Source organism: Methanothermobacter sp. EMTCatA1 (genome assembly GCF_002356395.1).
Taxonomy (GTDB): domain Archaea; phylum Methanobacteriota; class Methanobacteria; order Methanobacteriales; family Methanothermobacteraceae; genus Methanothermobacter; species Methanothermobacter thermautotrophicus.
Map to the genome: position 1 here is coordinate 1,422,025 of NZ_AP018336.1, position 15,910 is coordinate 1,437,934.

Here is a 15,910-nt window from a genome sequence, read left to right on the forward strand (position 1 = left end):
ATGGGAACCCTTCTGGATGACAGGAAACTGCTCATAATATCAGCCATGCTGGGACTCGCCGGGTTCACAGGAATGATAATCTCTTCGGCGACCCTCACACCGGACCCTATTAAAATAGCTCAGATTGACAGGGGCATGATTGACAGGAAGGTTATGGTCGAGGGCTCAGTGGTTGATGTCTGCGAATCAGAACACTCGGGAATCATATTCCTGAAAATAAATGATGGCACCGGCACAATAACGGCTGTTATATTCGAATCAACAGCAGAGACAATAAAGAGGAATGGCCCTGCCCCCATACTGCTGAAGGGGATGAGGGTACAGGTAACCGGGAGGGTGAAGGAGTACAGGGGATTACTTGAGGTGGCCGTAGAGGAACCTTCAGGTTTGAGGCCTCTCCCTGGTTATGGTTAATCTTCATCAAGGTAAAGTGGCTTTAATCTCCCTGTTTTTATGTCTATTATCAGTCCGTGGACCCCTATGGATTCTGGTATGAGGGGGGATGACTTCAGCCTCTTAACACCCTCAATCACATTCTCTTCCTCATCACCAACTGGATTCAGCACATCTATACTGAAATTCTCGATGACCTCCTCCTCAACCCCGAGTTCCCTCATCCTTGAGACTATGAGATCCTCATCAAGGCGTGCCATCCCACAATCGGTGTGCCCGACTATGATGATCTCATTCACACCAAGGGCGTATATGGCAACTGCAGCGGATCTTATAACCCCCTCATCCACAATGTTACCCGCATTCTTTATTACCTTCGCATCACCCCTCCCGATCCCAAGGGCCCTCTCAAGGAGATCTATAAGTCTCGAGTCCATGCATGTGATGATACACAGCTTCGGGGAATGTTTTAGATCTGAGAGATCCTGGAACCTGAAGTCCTGATTTTCTCTGAGGATATCTTTAATAATCATGCTAACAAACCTCATCTACATTAGTTATCTATTACCTAATTAATTTATGGAGGGGAGAACATGGATATCGGGAGGAAGAGGGATGTATTCTTAATCATTTTACCGGCACTATGTGCATTTGCCCTGGCTTTAATACCCACCTTCAAGTACACTGTTCCACTGACATGGGATATCTATTACCATATACATAATGCCGCCCTTTACATGGGTAAGGGCATCGTGTTCTGGGATCCTCTAACCTCCGCCCCCCATGGGAGACCCATATATTATCCACCCCTCTTTCACATAATGATGCTTTTTCTCAGTAAAATAACCGGCCTGGGGTTTTTCACAGTCTCCAGATTCATGCAGCCAGTGTTTGCATTTCTCATTGTTCTGTCATTTTCATATGTCTCAGGAAAACTCTACGGACCTCTGGGAGGATTCTTAACGGGAATTTTCCTATTTTCAAGTCTATTCTTCATGAGGATGATTTTCCCGATCCCTGAGTCACTTGCGATGATATCCATCCCCCTCTTTGTTTATGGATACTACAGGTCCATGGAAGGTTGCTCAAGGCTTTATCCGGTTTTAACCGGCTTGCTCCTGGGGTTAATGTTAATGACCCATATCCTTTCTGCCTCCATAATTTTAGCAGTGGTTACTCTCTCAACCATTGTCCTTTACATTGGAAAATATGATATCAGACCATGGAATCTACTAATAATCCTCGGGTCCGGTCTTTTACTTGCATCGGTCTGGTATGCACCCCTTATAGTTAAATATGGTTTTGTATTCAGGTCACCGCCGACCAGTTCCCTGCCTTTAAAGGGATACATCACCCATCTGGGGGTTCTGCTCACCATCCTTTCACTGGCAGGAATTGTTCATGCGGCTGGGCGGAGGGAGAAAAAAGATGTTATAATGGCTGTCTGGACTGTATTCGTCCTGGCACTTACAGCTGCCTACCTTCTGGGTTTGAAGGTCCTCTCGGACAGGATACTGTACTTCGCCCTCTTCCCGATGGCAACACTGAGTGCAGATCTTTTCAATTCAATACGAATAAATAATGGCAAATGGTCCTTTTACGCCATTATTTTGCTTATATCCCTTTACTGCATCTATGATGGTTACTCCCTTGCAAGCTCCATAAAACTCGAGGTTTCAGATTCTGAACTCGATATTGCAGAGTGGTTCAGGTATAACGGAGACCATGCAACTGTTGTTGTGTCTGACTACCACATCCAACCCGCCATAGTTGCGATTTCAGGGCAACCGGTATCGGCGGGCGGCTATGCGCCAGGAACCATCCGTTCAATCAACGTGGAAAAATATATCAGCAGCTTTAACTATACGAAGCATGATATAATGAGGGATCGTGTGGGATACATAATCCTGGATAATGAGGAGAGGACTCCCCCCTACTCCAGACTTGTTTACAGGAACCGGGACTTTTCTGTTTACAGAGTGAATGTCTGACTTTATCATAAATAGGTAAATGTGATTAAAAATTCATACGGAGTGAATGTCTGACTTTATTCATACTGGTGATTAACAATTCAAATATCCAGTGAATGGGGCTGTTAAAAGATGAAGAAACTATTTGGCACATTCGGAGTTAGAAGACTTGCAAATGAGGTTTTAACACCTGAATTCGCATCAAAGCTTGCGGCAGCATACGGTTCAACTGTAGAAGGTAAAATAGCTGTTGGAGGAGATACAAGGACATCCACTGTAATGATAAAGAATGCTGTCATATCCGGCCTTCTTTCAAGCGGATGTGATGTTGTTGACCTGGGAATACTCCCAACGCCAGCCGTTCAGTATGCGGTCAGAAAATATTATGATGGAGGGGTTATCGTAACGGCGTCCCACAACCCCCCACAGTACAACGGTATAAAATTCGTTGACTCAGACGGCATAGGCATCCCTGATGACCTGGAGGAGGAAATAGAAAGGATATTCTTCAGCGAAGATTTCAGGAGGGCCTCCTGGGATAAAATCGGGAACCTCACATCAAACTCCTCCATAATCAGGGAGTACCAGGACGGTGTCATAGCGAGGGTCGATGCAGAGGCCATCCGCAGAAGGAAATTCAGGGTGGTGGTTGACTGTGGCTGTGGAGCAGCATCCTACACCATGCCCTACATCCTCAGGAGACTCGGATGTCAGGTGATAGCACTTAACTCTCAGCCTGATGGTTTCTTCCCGGGGCGTGACCCTGAACCTGTCCCTGAGAACCTCTCGGAGCTGATGGAGACTGTGAGGTCAACCGGGGCTGATCTGGGCATAGCCCACGATGGTGACGCAGACAGGACAATATGTATCGATGAGAGGGGAGAATTTGTCCTCGGCGATAAGACCTTCGCCCTTGTTGAGAAGAGGATGCTCCAGGAGAAGGGTGGAGGCATAATAGTCACCACCGTCGCAACATCCTCAGCAATATACGATATAGCATCAGAGAACAACGGAGAGGTAATAACAACAGCTGTAGGGGACCTCCTGGTGGCAAGAAAACTTAAAGAGACAGGCGGACTATTTGGAGGCGAGGAAAACGGTGGATTAATATTCCCCGACTTTGTATACGGGAGGGACGCAGCCCTCACAGCCGCCACGATACTCGAGATAATGGCCCATGAGGACAGGCCACTATCAGAGCTTGTATCGGAACTACCCGCATATTACTCCAGTAAGAGGAAAATAGAATGTCCCGATGAAATTAAAGGGGATGTGATGGACCTGGTAAGTAAGATGCTGGCAGATGAGGAGGGTGTAAGGGACATAGATACTACAGACGGTGTTAAAATATTCAGTGAAGCCGGATGGGTCATAATAAGACCCTCAGGGACCGAGCCAATATTCAGATGCTTCGCAGAGTCAGAGACACAGGAGCAGGCGGATGAAATGGCCCGCTGGGGCATATCCCTGGTCGAGAGGGCCATGGAAAAACTAAAATAGCTGTTTAGAGGTTCTCAAGGCACTCCTCACGGAGTATCCCGGCATCCTCATTTTTCGGGTTTATCATCAGGGCCCTGTTGAAGGCCTCAAGGGCATCATCGAATCTTTCAAGCTCAAGGAGGGCAACCCCCATGTTGGTCCAGTAGACATCGTTCTCTGGTTCCATTTCAATGGCTCTCCTGTAGCATTCAAGGGCCTCATCGAATCTTTCAAGCTCAAGGAGGGCGTTACCCTTACGGTTCCAGACATTGGGGTCCTGTTCATCCTCAAGGGCAAGCTCAAGGGCACTGTTGTATGATTCTATGGCTTCTTCCATCCGCCCGAGGTCAGATAGCAGGTTTCCCCTGGCTGTCCAGACCTCGGCGTTCCGGGGGTCAATTTCAAGGGACTGCTCATAGGATTCAAGGGCCTCCAGGGGGTTTCCTGCAACCTCAAGCATCACACCCCTCCAGTAGAGGAGGTCCGGGTCGTGTTTTATTTTCAGAGCCCTTTTACTAGCCTCAAGGGCCTCATCCACCCTCCCGGCGTTCAGAAGGGTTATGGCCATGTTATTCCATATGTAGGGGTTCTCAGGTTCTATCATTATGGCCCTCCTGTAGCATTCAAGGGCCTCATCGAATCTCCCAAGCCTTGTGAGGTTGTCACCGAGTCTGTTGAGTATGTAGACGTCGTTGGGGTCTATCCTGAGGGCTGCGGTGTAACATAGCTCTGATTTACTGAATTTACCTGAATCAAAGAGTATGTCCGCCCTTCTTGTTATCATGGCCTTCTCATCGATTCTTTTACCTTCCCATTCATCCACAGGGAGTTTTCTGAACCTTATCACCTGGAACTCGGTATCATCCGTGAGTTCACCCTGGTACATCCTCTGGAATTCCTCTTCGAGCTGTCTGGCGTCCCTGAAACCATCCTCCCTGGCCAGCTCATCGTTCTCTCTGAGTTCCCTGAAACTCACGGTTTCAACGTCTGTCACCACCGCTTCGAAGACCTTTTCACGGTCCTTTGAGACGAGGTTCCAGTAGCAGTGGAGCCGGTCGCCGACCCTGAGGGGTCTCTTCCACTTGCGCCTTATAGTCATGGTCCTTTTGCCTGTTACAAGGTCAATGTCCCTGCTGCTGAATGAGAGTATGGGCAACGGGTCTCCACCTCCTGGATTCTCTTAGAGGGTTATCATCTAGATCTCTTCTTCCCCGAATTCCTCTGTACGTATTTTAACCATTCTGAACCTGTCTCTGACCCTCATTGCAATCTCCCTGAGTCTCCGGGGTGATGGAGGCTCTGTTTCTCTGAGTGACTCATCAAGGACGGCCCTGTTCCTGAACTGCTGCAGGACATAGACATCACACTCGATTGAATCTGCAATCATCTCTACGTCCTCTTCCCACATTAGACCCGGCACGAAGGTTGTGCGGCACTCCACTGTGACACCCGAATCCCTGAGGATCTCAAGGCTCCTCATCACACCCCCGGCACCGGCACCGGCAAGTTCAGGGTACCTGTGGAGGGGGGCCTTCACATCAATTGCAACATAGTCAAGGTGGGGTAGTAGCCTTTCAAGGGCTTCAGGATATGAGCCATTGGTATCCAGTTTCGTTGCAAGTCCCAGGGAACGTGCATGTTCAAGGACAGTTTCGAGGGCATTGACCTGGAGGAGGGGTTCACCCCCACTCACCACCAGGGCTTCAACGAATTCTGAGTACCTCTCCACATCATCAAGGACAGTTTCGAGGTCAACTTCATCACCCCCATCTATGAGTTCAGGGTTGTGGCAGTAGGGGCACCTGAAGTTGCAGCCGGCAGTGAATATAACGAGTGAGGTTTTTCCGGGATAGTCGAGGGTTGAAACTGCCATTGAACCAATCTTCATTGGAATCACTGAACCAGTTCACCCAGGACCTCAAGGAACTTTCTATCCTCTTCAAGGGTGCCGACACTGACACGTATCCAGTATTCATCAAGTCCTGCGAAGGAAGTGCAGTCCCTCACGATTATACCCTTCCTTAAGAGTTCTTCTGAGAGTTCAGCAGCGGTCCTACCTGTCCCCCTCACGTCAATCAGTATGTAGTTTGCATATGATCTGAAAACCCTCAGTTCCGGCAATTTCTTCAACCCGGAGTAGAGGTACTCCCTGCTTTTTATTGAGTACTCGGTGGATTTTTTTATGTAATCCCTGTCCCTGATGGTTGCAAGGGCAGCTGCATGGGATAGCCTCGTGAGGCTGAAAACCGGCTTTACACGGTGCATGTACTCTATTATCCGGGGGTCCCCGAGACCATAACCTATCCTCATACCTGCAAGTCCCATCACCTTTGAGAATGTCCTCAGTATAAAGAGGTTTTCATGGTCAGGGAGGAGGTCAGTGTTGTCCACACCTGCGAATTCGGTGTAGGCCTCATCAACAACCACCAGGGCATCTGTTGACTCCAGAACAGCCCGGATCTCCTTCTTATCTATGAGGCCCCCGGTGGGATTGTTGGGTGTGCAGAGAAAGACGAGGCGGGTTGATTCATCAACAGCATCCAGGACCGATTCAAGGTCGAGGCGGTTCTCATTGACGTCCCACCGTGCATGGACAGCCCTTGCATCATGGGCCTGGAGCGTGTACTCATAGTACATGTAGGATGGCATGGGCACGACGAAGGACTCCCCCGGTTCAAGGAAGGTCCTCCCCAGGACATCGATTATCTCATCGGCACCATCACCACCCACTATAACCTGATCCATCCCAACCCCTGCGTAGTCTGCTATGGCTTCCCTGAGGTCGGTCAGGGCTGACTCGGGGTATCTGTGAACCGATTCAAGTTCACGCTCCATGGCCTCCACCGCGGCGGGTGATGGGCCCAGGGGGTTCTCATTGGATCCAAGTTTAATTATCTCATCCTCTTTCAGACCATAGGCATCTGCAATTTCCTTTATGGATCTTCCAGGTACATAGGGTTCAATATCATTGATCTTATTCCGAATCTTTACCATAGAACCACTCTTAAGTTTCATACAATCTCGGTTAACTCAGGTCATTGGAGAGTTATTCACGTGCCAGCAGAGCATACCTCCGGGCATTATCCCTTATTGACTCTATCTCCTCATCACTGAGTTCTCTCACAGCCCTTGCAGGAGTCCCGATTATCAGGCTTCCAGGGGGAAATTCCTTACCTGAGGTTACCACCGCCCCGGCCCCGACGATGGAGTTCTCCCCTATAACTGCACCGTTGAGGATGGTGGAGTTCATACCTATGAGGACATTATCTGCCACAATGCACCCATGGAGGACCGCGGCGTGCCCCACAGATACGCAGTCACCAACCCTGACAGGGTATCCGCGACTTGTATGGACGACGCAGTTGTCCTGGATGTTTGAGCAGCGCCCTATCTCGATGGGTTCAAGGTCGCCCCGCAGGACGGCATTGTACCATACAGAGGAACCATCACCTATCCTCACATCCCCCACTATCCTGGCACCCTCAAGGACTCTGAAGCCCATCCTATCACCTGTACTCAATTGTAGTGTGTTCCTGCCTGAGTATCACCAGTCTGTCTGAGGGCACATCCCTCGATATCACACAGCCGGCACCTATGCAGGAATCCTTCCCCACCTTGACACCGGGGTTGAAACTTGAGTTTATACCTGTCTTGACACCATCACCGAACACAGCCCCCAGTTTCCTCCGGCCGGTTTCCACGACATCATCCTTTACCACCATCCTGACGGGGCCATCATCAAATCGCAGATTGGCTATGTTGGTACCTGCAGCTATGTTACAGTTCATCCCTATAACGGAATCCCCCACATAGCTGAGGTGGTTGATGTTTGTACCGTCCATTATGATTGAATTCTTGACTTCGACGGCGTTCCCTATACTTACACCGTCCCCTATACAGGTATGGGCCCTGAGGTAGGAGTTGGGGCCTATATCGCAGTTTCTGCCTATGTAGACCGGTCCCTGGATGTAGGTGCCTGACCTTATAATGGTGCCCTCGCCAATGGCAACCGGTCCATGTATGGTCACACCATCCTCCACATCACCCTCCACGGAATCCTCAAGGTCCTTCATGAGCCTTTCACTTGCCTCAAGGAGTTCCCATGGCCTGCCAACATCTATCCAGTCCCTGTCTGATATTATGGCCCTCACAGGGAGGTCATCCCTCACCTGCATCATTATGGTGTCTGTTATCTCGTATTCTCCCCTGCTGGATAGGGGGGTTCTCTCTATATAATCAAAGACGGCCGGGCTGAACACGTATATGCCTGTGTTTATGAGGTTCCCTGCCCCTGCATCGGGGCCTGGTTTCTCTATGATCTCCCTTACACGGTCCCCCTCAACCTTAACGACCCCGAAGGAGGTGGGGTCCGGGACCTCCCTGAGGACCATCAGTGTTTCGGGTTTCCTCTCATGGTATGACCCAATCAGGTCGCCCATGAGCCCCGGATCCGTGATGATGTCCCCGTTAAGTACAATGAATTCATCGTCTATGAGCTCTGAGGCCTGACCTATGGCATGAGCCGTTCCAAGGCGTTCCTCCTGCCTTACGTAGGTTATATTGACTCCTGATCCGGATCCGTCGCCGAAGTGGGACCTGACGGCCTCCTCATGATAGCCTGTTATCATCACGATATCATGGACACCGTTGTCCCTGAGGGCATCCACACTGTACTTCAGTATGGGTTTACCTGCAACTGGCAGCATTGTCTTGGGCCTTGTAAGGGTGAGGGGTCGCATCCTGGTCCCCTCACCTGCTGTTAGAATAACTGCCTGCATTCCATCACCCTATCACATTTTCAAGGTAATCACGGGTCCTTTCATGTATATACCTGGCCTTCTCCTCTGTCTTTCCCTCCAGGGTGATCCTGATGTAGGGCTCTGTCCCTGATGGCCTCACAAGAACCCAGCTCCCATCATCCAGGGATATCCTGACGCCGTCGATGGTGTTAATGTCTGATGTCTCGCTGAACTTGCCACTGAGCTCAGCAGCCACCCTCTCCATTATGATATCCTTCTTCTCGTCGGGGCACGGGACCTTGTCCCTTATGTTGGGGTAGGATGGCACCTCCTCAAGCAGCTCTGAGAGGGGCCCCCTTGCTGATACAAGTTCCGCCACCCTGAGGGCTGAGAGTATCCCGTCGGGGCACATGCAGAAATCAGGGTGCAGCCAGGTACCTGAGGGCTCACCTCCGAACCTGGCCCCCTCCTCTGCAATGGTGTTGGCCACATGCACATCACCCACACGGGTCCTTATGACCTCGCCCCGGTCCCCCAGGCATTCATCAACACAGAGGGACGCATCAACGGTTGTTATTATCTTACCTCCAATCTCCCTTGCCATGAGGGCCAGGAGCTTATCGAAGCTTGCGAATCGTCCCTGGTCGTCGATTGCAACCATCCGGTCTGCGTCACCATCGTGGGCTATGCCCAGATCAGCCCCGGTTGACCTCACAGTCTCCATCAGCTCCGAGAGGTTCTCAGGGACCGGTTCAGGGTCACGCCCCGGGAAGAAACCATCAGGCTGAGAGTTAAGGGTTATGACCCTGCAGCCGGCCTTCCTGAATATGAGGGGAGACAGGTGGGATGCTGCGCCGCACCCGGAGTCAATGACGACCTTGAGGGGTTTTTTAATCTCCACGGTTTCGAGTACCGCCCTGACATAGTCATCCCTCATATCAACTGTGGTCATGGACCCCAGTTCATCCCAGGCCTTCCTTTTGAAGTCTCTGCTGTGTATTATGGCCTCTATGACCCTCTCCTGTGATGGTCTGTAGGCCATCCCGTCAGGGTTCCAGAGCTTTATCCCGTTGTAGGGGGCGGGGTTATGGGATGCGGTTATCATCACACCAGCAGCTGCACCCAGACGGGATGCTGCGTAACCCACAAGGGGTGTGGGGACCATTCCAAGGCGTGTAACATCACAGCCACATTCTACTATCCCGGCGATCAGGGCATTCTCCAGAAGCTGGCTGGATGTCCTTGTATCGTAGCCCACAACAACCTCCCCATCACCACCGAGGTGGGTTGCCAGGGCCCTTCCGGTGTCAGCTGCAAGTTCCAGTGTGACCTTCTCTCCGAAGCGGCCCCTTATACCTGATGTACCGAAGAGTCGCGGTTTTTTCTCCTTCATCTTAAGCCCCGAATTTTTCCTTTTTGTTCATGAGGTCAAGGAGTATGTCCATGACATCGGATCCCCTTATCCGGCAGAGACCACCAGCCGCGGCAGCCCTCTCACTGAAGGATGTGACATCATCAACACGGACCTCCGGCCCGGTTATGGCGATGGGCACAGGGTCACCTGTGTGGTCCATGACAGATACAGGTGTTGAGTGGTCCGCCGTTAGTATGAAGTAGATATCATCCCCCATCAGGTCCCCGAGGATGGAGTCGACCCTCTCAATGAAACGGACCTTCCCCTCGAGGTCGCCGTCGTGTCCAGCCTCATCAGCACCATCGATGTTTATGAGGAGGAACTCGTAATCAGCGGCAATTGCACTGTATATGGCGTTCTTTATGCTCTCAAGGTCTGTGTCTATTCCCCCGGTGGCCCCCTCAACGTCTATCACATCCATGCCTGTGAGGTGCCCTATGCCCTTTATTAGTCCTGTTTCGGCTATGCACGCCGCCTTCAGACCGTAGCGTTCCTGGAATTTCTCAACACGTGGAACGGCACCCGCCCCCCGTGGGAGTATTATGTTTGCAGGGGCCTCACCCCTTTCGATCCTCCCGGTGTTGACCGGGTGGTCCCTCAGGATTTCATAGGATTCCTTAACGATCCTGTTGAGAACCTCAGCTGTCTTCAGGGATTCAGGGGATCCATCAAGTGCCTTTATCTTCTTCGGAGGTTTTCCCTCCACCTTGGGGTCTGCATCTGAGACCTTATCCCCGAGTCCGGGTCCCCTCAGTACAAGGACTGCCCTGTGACCTGTTGATTCCCTGAATATTATTTCAACATCCTCAAAGCCCTCAATGGTCATTGAATTTATCGTCCGGGCTATACTTGAGGTCCCTGACCTTATACGTCCGGCCCTCCTGTCTGTTATTATCATATCCTCGTCTGCAGTCGCGAAGTTGCACCTGAATGCGATGTCCCCTGGTTTCACGTCAAGACCAACACCAGCGGCCTCAAAGGGTCCCCTTCCGGTGTAAACCCTGTATGGATCATATCCGAGGATTGAAAGGTGCGATGTGTCGCTCCCTGCCCTCACACCGGGTTTTATGGGGTCCATTATACCGTTAATACCTGACTCTGCTATCCTGTCCATATTGGGGGTGCTGGCGGCCTCGAGAGGTGTTCTGCCTGAGAGTTTCTCAAGCGGGCGGTCAGCCATCCCGTCTATTATCATTATTACCCCTTTCATGATTAACCCACCTTCCTAGATTTATGATCTCTATCCTAAAATAATTCCTATAACTGCCCCTGTAACTGTTGCAAGGAGGTTCACATGTTCATTGGTGAGGTACTTCCTTCTTTCAAGGACTGCACCCAGAAGACTGTCCATGAAGCAACCCACAGTCCCTGCAATCACAGCCACCTTCATTGATTTGATGGGATCAGGGCATACACCAAGTAAAAATGCTGATAAACCAATTATACCGGCTCCCGCTATACCGGCAGCGGTTCCAAGGGATGATATGCCTCCATCGGTCCCGGGTTCCACCCTCTTAAGTGTTGTTATGAGTCGCGGTGTCTGCAGAACTCCGATCTCACTCGCCATGGTATCGGCGGTGGCGGTTGCAACGGATCCTATGAAGCCCCCAACAAAACCGTCATAGTATCCAAAGGCAGCCATTATGAAGGGCACTATCCCATTCGATATAACGTTCTTGGCGCTTCTGGTTCCCTCAAAGACACCAAGCTCCTTCTTGTATTCATGTCTGTACTTTGTTGATAGGAGGCCAAGAACGAGGAAAATAAAAATAAGAAGGAGCCAGTTAAAACCGGCGGATAATATTATGAGAAGACCCATAAGGATCATGAAAAGGGACCCCCATACATCGAGGGCACCTCTATAGTAGGTTAAGAATCCAATGAATACGCACAGGAGTACGTATCCAATGTTGAGGTCTATCATGAGGGGTCCCGATCCATTTGATTAGGCTGGTTCCTCCAGAACCCTGCTCTTTATTATTTCAACCCTCTTGAGGGGGTAGATCTTCTTGGCCTGGTGGTATATTTCTGAGGCTATTTTTCCTGTTACAATACCCTCCACGAGTTCCTCAAAGGTCTTCTCTGAGGCGATTTCCCTGAGGTGTTCCTCTATGCTCTGCCTCATGTACTTCTGCTGTGAGGACTTCGCCCTCCGGATTGTTATGGCCAGGGGATGGACCTTAAGTTTGTAACCATCCTTTGTTTCAACTATAACCGGGGCATCGACCCTGCTCGTACCCCTCCTTATCATGCTCCTGACGTAGTCCGTCGTGACCTGGTGGCCTATGAACCTGGTTGTGGCCTCACTGCCGGCGACGCTGTCTATCTGGAACTTCAGCTTAACGTACTGCTTTGAGAAGTCTCCGGTCAGTTCCCTCATGGTGGCTTCAACCCTCCTCTTGAGGAGGAAGTCAGGGTCCCTTGAGGGTGTTGTTCCTATCTCGTTTTCTCCAAACAGTTTAGGACTTTTTATCACATACCATTTCTTTTCTTTCCATGTATCACGTACTCTCCTTCTTCGAGCCTTTGCCATTATATCACCTTAATCTTTAACACCGTAAAAACAGCTGGATTTAACATAAATTCAAAAAATTCATATTTAACTGGTTAACCATGATTTAGAGTTACATACACCGCCAGTATGGAATACTCTATAATAGGATAAGGGAGTATTTAAATCTTGACATGGTGGTTTGGGGTGCTGTGTGGTCATGAATATGAACAGCCATACATACAGTACCATGAAAATGGGGTTATGCGGGTTACACTGACTTCATGAATTCGGTGTGCCTGATCCACCTTTCAAGCACTTCCTCAACCGGGCCCTCATCGGCCACGAATTTTATACCGGCATCCTCAATCCCGACCTTACCCCTGAGGCCGGCCTGGACAGCTATTACAACATCACAGTCTCTGATGGCATCAAGGGCTTTCATCCACTGATGTTTCCCGGTTTCAGAGATTTCAACGGTCCGCTTCTCAAGAAATCTTGGTTTACCCCCACTGTATTCATACACAAGGAACTGGGAGGCCCTCCCGAAATGGAGGTCAACCTCCTCCCCACTGGAGGAGGCCAGTGCTATCCTCATCTTAAGAACCGCCATTTATCCTTTTTATAAGCTCAGCCACGTTTTCTCCGAAACGTCTTATGGTCTCAATTCCCTCACTGTCATCTTCAACCTCGCCGGGGGCCCATCCAAATACCATGTTCCAGTAGGTTGAACCCGGTACTATCATGTCGTTTATGAAGTAGAACATCAGGAGCTCCTGTATGGTCGCGGTGTGGCCTCCGCGCCTTGCAACCGCAATGGGGCCACCGACCTTCCAGCTCAGGAATCCGTCTGAGGCCCTTGAAACCATCCCGATCCGCTGCAGCGCCGCCATCAGGTCGCCCCTGGCGGTTCCAAAGTAGACAGGGGTTGCAACTATGAAGCCCTCGGAGTCACGTATCCTGTCGATTATATCGTTGAGGCCGTCATCTATCCTGCAGCGGTGCTTCTTCGCACAGCTCAGACAGGCCCTGCAGGATTCGATTTTCATCCCACGGAGTGATATTATATCTGTTTCAACACCATGGCTCTCTATAGCATCCCTGCAGTGCTCAAGGACCATCATGGTGTTGCTCTTCTTTCTCGGGCTTGCAGATATCATTAAAACCTTCATATAATTCCTCCTCATGATTATTAACGTCGGCACCTCTGAGTGCATGCTGACATGGACATGATTGCTCTGTTTTGAGGTCCCTGATTGCAGCATCAATGATGTCTATGAGATCATTCTTCTTCTCATCCATAATCTCGAAGACCTCATCTATGGTGAGCTTGCTGGGTGAAATGGACGCCGCATAGTTGGATACGAGGCATATGCTTGCATAGCACATCTCAAGCTCCCTTGCAAGGACGGCCTCTGGCAGTCCTGTCATGCCAACCACGGTGCCCCCAAGGGTCTGGAACATCCTTATCTCTGAGGGTGTTTCAAACCTGGGGCCCTCAGTGCACACGTACACCCCCCCATCAACCACACCTGATGATCCGCTGAGGGCGGAACGTATATTCCTGCAGTAGGGCTCTGTCATGTCTACATGCACTGTTTTCTCATCATAGAAGGTTGATGGACGGGACCTTGTGAAGTCGAGGAAGTCATGGGGCACAACAAAGTCCCCGGGTCCTATGGACCTTTTAAGAGACCCCACAGCATTTGTTGCTATTATCTGTCTGACCCCCAGCTCTTTGAGGGCCCATATGTTCGCCCGGTAGTTTACCATGTGCGGGGGTTTATCATGGCCCGGTGAGTGCCTTGGTATGAAGGCGACCCTCCGCCCGTGGAGTTTGAATACGGATATTTCAGGTGTTTTGCCGTAGGGGGTGATGAGGGACTCCCTTCTCTCCAGCCTCCCGTATTCAGCCATCTCATATATGCCGGTACCTCCAATGATCCCTATCATTGCTTCACCCCGGCTATCCCTTGGCAACGCCGAGGGGGAGCATCCTCGCCACAAGGCGGGATATTCCTGTTTCATGGGCGGTTCTCACAACGACGTCCACGTCCTTGTAGGCCCCCGGGGCCTCCTCTGCAACCACAGGCATGGAGGTGGCCCTGACATAGATGCCCTCACTTTCAAGTTTCCTCTGGACCTCCTCGCCGCGGTAGGTCTTCTTGGCACCTGCACGGCTCATCTTACGCCCGGCGCCGTGGGCGGTTGAACCGAAGGTCTCCTCCATGGCAACCTCTGTTCCGTGGAGAAGGTAGGATGATGTTCCCATTGTCCCTGGTATTATCACCGGTTGACCGATTTTCCGGTACTCCTGAGGTATCTCATCCCTTCCCGGTCCAAAGGCCCTTGTAGCCCCCTTCCTGTGGACGAATACCTCTGTTTCACGACCCTTTATGGTGTGGACCTCCTTCTTGGCTATGTTGTGGGCCACGTCATAGACGATTTCCATCTCCATGTCCTCTGCAGTCATACCGAAGACGGCCTCAAAGGATTCCCTGACCCAGTGGACTATCATCTGACGGTTGGCCCAGGCATAATTTGCAGCTGCTGCCATGGCCTGGAAGTAATCCAGGGCCTCATCCGAGTCCACAGGGGCGCATGCAAGCTGCCTGTCAGGTATGTTTATCTTGTACCTCCTGTATGCCTTGTCCATGAGCCTGAGGTAATCTGAGCAGACCTGGTGGCCGCAGCCACGTGAACCTGAGTGTATCATGACGGCGACCTTTCCGGGGCTCACACCGTAGACCCTGGCTGCTTCCTCATCGAAGATCTCATCAACCATCTGGACCTCAAGGAAGTGGTTACCTGAGCCAAGGGATCCGAGCTGGGGTATGCCCCTCTTCTTGGCCTTTTCACTGACCTTTTCTGAGCTGGCCTCCTCCATTTTACCGTTTTCTTCAAGGCGCCTGAGGTCCTGGTCCCAGCCGTATCCGTTTTCAACGGCCCATTCAGCCCCGTTTTCAAGCACCTCATCGATCTCCCCGGGTTTCAGGCGTATCTTCCCCTTACTCCCAACACCGGAGGGGACATTGGTGAAGAGCGTGTTTATGAGCTCCTTTATCTTTGGCCTGACATCCTCATGGTCAAGGTTTGTCCTGACCATCCTCACACCACAGTTTATATCGAATCCAACACCTCCAGGGCTTATAACTCCTGTTCGGGCGCTGAAGGCACCCACACCTCCAATGCTGAAGCCGTAACCGAAGTGAATATCTGGCAGTCCAATGGAGAACTTCTGGATACCCGGGAGACAGGCAACGTTGGCCACCTGATCGATGGCCCCCTTCTCAAGGTCCCTGAGGGCCTCCTCCCTCAGGAAGATCCTCCCGGGCACCCTCATCCCCTTCTTGTATGATGTTGGAACTTCCCATACGGATTCTCTCACCTTAACCAGTTCTTCATGTATACTCATGCAAACCAT

General features: G+C 50.9%; 17 protein-coding genes. 3 read left to right on the forward strand and 14 right to left on the reverse strand.

Going from position 1 to position 15,910, the window contains the following annotated elements:
• Window positions 1-414 carry an exodeoxyribonuclease VII large subunit gene (locus tca_RS07580; protein WP_286708790.1) on the forward strand — a complete coding sequence of 138 codons (414 nt, stop codon included), beginning with the start codon at window positions 1-3 and terminating at the stop codon, window positions 412-414.
• Here the strand turns inward: tca_RS07580 and tca_RS07585 are convergent.
• On the reverse strand, window positions 411-926 hold the full coding sequence (locus tca_RS07585; protein WP_286708791.1) for a carbonic anhydrase: 516 nt from the start codon (window positions 924-926) through the stop codon (window positions 411-413). The genes tca_RS07580 and tca_RS07585 overlap by 4 nt on opposite strands.
• Window positions 927-986: 60 nt before the next feature.
• On the opposite strand from tca_RS07585, the gene tca_RS07590 reads away from it, so the two are divergent.
• Both tca_RS07590 and glmM (tca_RS07595) read left to right on the forward strand, forming a co-directional pair.
• Entirely contained in the window at window positions 987-2,384 is a 1,398-nt protein-coding gene (locus tag tca_RS07590) for a hypothetical protein (protein WP_286708792.1), read from the forward strand.
• 111 nt (window positions 2,385-2,495) lie between these two features.
• Window positions 2,496-3,863 (forward strand): phosphoglucosamine mutase, encoded by a 1,368-nt coding sequence (glmM, locus tag tca_RS07595; protein WP_048176099.1) that lies wholly within the window; start codon window positions 2,496-2,498, stop codon window positions 3,861-3,863.
• 4 nt (window positions 3,864-3,867) lie between these two features.
• Here the strand turns inward: glmM (tca_RS07595) and tca_RS07600 are convergent, their stop codons facing one another.
• From tca_RS07600 to tca_RS07660, 13 genes are all read right to left on the reverse strand, one after another.
• Entirely contained in the window at window positions 3,868-4,998 is a 1,131-nt protein-coding gene (locus tca_RS07600; RefSeq protein ID WP_084126287.1) for a tetratricopeptide repeat protein, read from the reverse strand.
• 39 nt (window positions 4,999-5,037) lie between these two features.
• Window positions 5,038-5,730 carry an anaerobic ribonucleoside-triphosphate reductase activating protein gene (locus tca_RS07605; RefSeq protein ID WP_286708793.1) on the reverse strand — a complete coding sequence of 231 codons (693 nt, stop codon included), beginning with the start codon at window positions 5,728-5,730 and terminating at the stop codon, window positions 5,038-5,040.
• A 5-nt stretch (window positions 5,731-5,735) separates the two neighbouring features.
• Window positions 5,736-6,836, reverse strand: coding sequence for a histidinol-phosphate transaminase (gene hisC, locus tca_RS07610; protein ID WP_286708794.1), 1,101 nt, complete (start codon window positions 6,834-6,836; stop codon window positions 5,736-5,738).
• A gap of 52 nt (window positions 6,837-6,888) precedes the next feature.
• The gene (locus tag tca_RS07615; protein ID WP_048176104.1) at window positions 6,889-7,344 is read right to left on the reverse strand and encodes a gamma carbonic anhydrase family protein; all 456 of its coding nucleotides are present in this window, start codon (window positions 7,342-7,344) and stop codon (window positions 6,889-6,891) included.
• Between the two features lie 4 nt (window positions 7,345-7,348).
• Window positions 7,349-8,620 (reverse strand): bifunctional sugar-1-phosphate nucleotidylyltransferase/acetyltransferase, encoded by a 1,272-nt coding sequence (gene glmU / locus tca_RS07620; RefSeq protein ID WP_048176105.1) that lies wholly within the window; start codon window positions 8,618-8,620, stop codon window positions 7,349-7,351.
• Window positions 8,621-8,624: 4 nt separating this feature from the next.
• Window positions 8,625-9,974 carry a phosphoglucosamine mutase gene (gene glmM, locus tca_RS07625; RefSeq protein ID WP_048176106.1) on the reverse strand — a complete coding sequence of 450 codons (1,350 nt, stop codon included), beginning with the start codon at window positions 9,972-9,974 and terminating at the stop codon, window positions 8,625-8,627.
• A 1-nt stretch (window position 9,975) separates the two neighbouring features.
• Window positions 9,976-11,205, reverse strand: coding sequence for a 2,3-bisphosphoglycerate-independent phosphoglycerate mutase (locus tca_RS07630; RefSeq protein WP_048176109.1), 1,230 nt, complete (start codon window positions 11,203-11,205; stop codon window positions 9,976-9,978).
• Between the two features lie 30 nt (window positions 11,206-11,235).
• Window positions 11,236-11,919, reverse strand: a complete 684-nt coding sequence (locus tca_RS07635) for a TIGR00297 family protein (protein WP_048176111.1) — start codon at window positions 11,917-11,919, stop codon at window positions 11,236-11,238.
• Between the two features lie 21 nt (window positions 11,920-11,940).
• A complete protein-coding gene (locus tag tca_RS07640; protein ID WP_010877201.1) occupies window positions 11,941-12,528 on the reverse strand; it encodes a 30S ribosomal protein S3ae in 588 nt (195 codons plus the stop codon).
• A gap of 229 nt (window positions 12,529-12,757) precedes the next feature.
• A complete protein-coding gene (locus tca_RS07645; RefSeq protein WP_048176682.1) occupies window positions 12,758-13,084 on the reverse strand; it encodes a NifB/NifX family molybdenum-iron cluster-binding protein in 327 nt (108 codons plus the stop codon).
• A gap of 1 nt (window position 13,085) precedes the next feature.
• The gene (locus tca_RS07650) at window positions 13,086-13,658 is read right to left on the reverse strand and encodes a flavodoxin family protein (protein ID WP_197538709.1); all 573 of its coding nucleotides are present in this window, start codon (window positions 13,656-13,658) and stop codon (window positions 13,086-13,088) included.
• Entirely contained in the window at window positions 13,597-14,439 is an 843-nt protein-coding gene (gene mtnP / locus tca_RS07655; RefSeq protein ID WP_048176112.1) for an S-methyl-5'-thioadenosine phosphorylase, read from the reverse strand. The genes tca_RS07650 and mtnP overlap by 62 nt, the downstream gene beginning before the upstream one ends.
• A gap of 13 nt (window positions 14,440-14,452) precedes the next feature.
• Window positions 14,453-15,901, reverse strand: a complete 1,449-nt coding sequence (locus tca_RS07660) for an RNA-splicing ligase RtcB (protein WP_048176115.1) — start codon at window positions 15,899-15,901, stop codon at window positions 14,453-14,455.
• Window positions 15,902-15,910: the final 9 nt, after the last annotated feature.

Coding starts and splice junctions, on each gene's coding strand:
- tca_RS07580 (WP_286708790.1), top strand. CDS start 1: ATGGGAACCCTTCTGGATGACAGGAAACTGCTCATAATATCAGCCATG.
- tca_RS07585 (WP_286708791.1), bottom strand. CDS start 926: ATGATTATTAAAGATATCCTCAGAGAAAATCAGGACTTCAGGTTCCAG.
- tca_RS07590 (WP_286708792.1), top strand. CDS start 987: ATGGATATCGGGAGGAAGAGGGATGTATTCTTAATCATTTTACCGGCA.
- glmM (WP_048176099.1), top strand. CDS start 2,496: ATGAAGAAACTATTTGGCACATTCGGAGTTAGAAGACTTGCAAATGAG.
- tca_RS07605 (WP_286708793.1), bottom strand. CDS start 5,730: ATGAAGATTGGTTCAATGGCAGTTTCAACCCTCGACTATCCCGGAAAA.
- hisC (WP_286708794.1), bottom strand. CDS start 6,836: ATGGTAAAGATTCGGAATAAGATCAATGATATTGAACCCTATGTACCT.
- tca_RS07615 (WP_048176104.1), bottom strand. CDS start 7,344: ATGGGCTTCAGAGTCCTTGAGGGTGCCAGGATAGTGGGGGATGTGAGG.
- glmU (WP_048176105.1), bottom strand. CDS start 8,620: ATGCAGGCAGTTATTCTAACAGCAGGTGAGGGGACCAGGATGCGACCC.
- glmM (WP_048176106.1), bottom strand. CDS start 9,974: ATGAAGGAGAAAAAACCGCGACTCTTCGGTACATCAGGTATAAGGGGC.
- tca_RS07630 (WP_048176109.1), bottom strand. CDS start 11,205: ATGAAAGGGGTAATAATGATAATAGACGGGATGGCTGACCGCCCGCTT.
- tca_RS07635 (WP_048176111.1), bottom strand. CDS start 11,919: ATGATAGACCTCAACATTGGATACGTACTCCTGTGCGTATTCATTGGA.
- tca_RS07640 (WP_010877201.1), bottom strand. CDS start 12,528: ATGGCAAAGGCTCGAAGAAGGAGAGTACGTGATACATGGAAAGAAAAG.
- tca_RS07645 (WP_048176682.1), bottom strand. CDS start 13,084: ATGAGGATAGCACTGGCCTCCTCCAGTGGGGAGGAGGTTGACCTCCAT.
- tca_RS07650 (WP_197538709.1), bottom strand. CDS start 13,658: ATGAAGGTTTTAATGATATCTGCAAGCCCGAGAAAGAAGAGCAACACC.
- mtnP (WP_048176112.1), bottom strand. CDS start 14,439: ATGATAGGGATCATTGGAGGTACCGGCATATATGAGATGGCTGAATAC.
- tca_RS07660 (WP_048176115.1), bottom strand. CDS start 15,901: ATGAGTATACATGAAGAACTGGTTAAGGTGAGAGAATCCGTATGGGAA.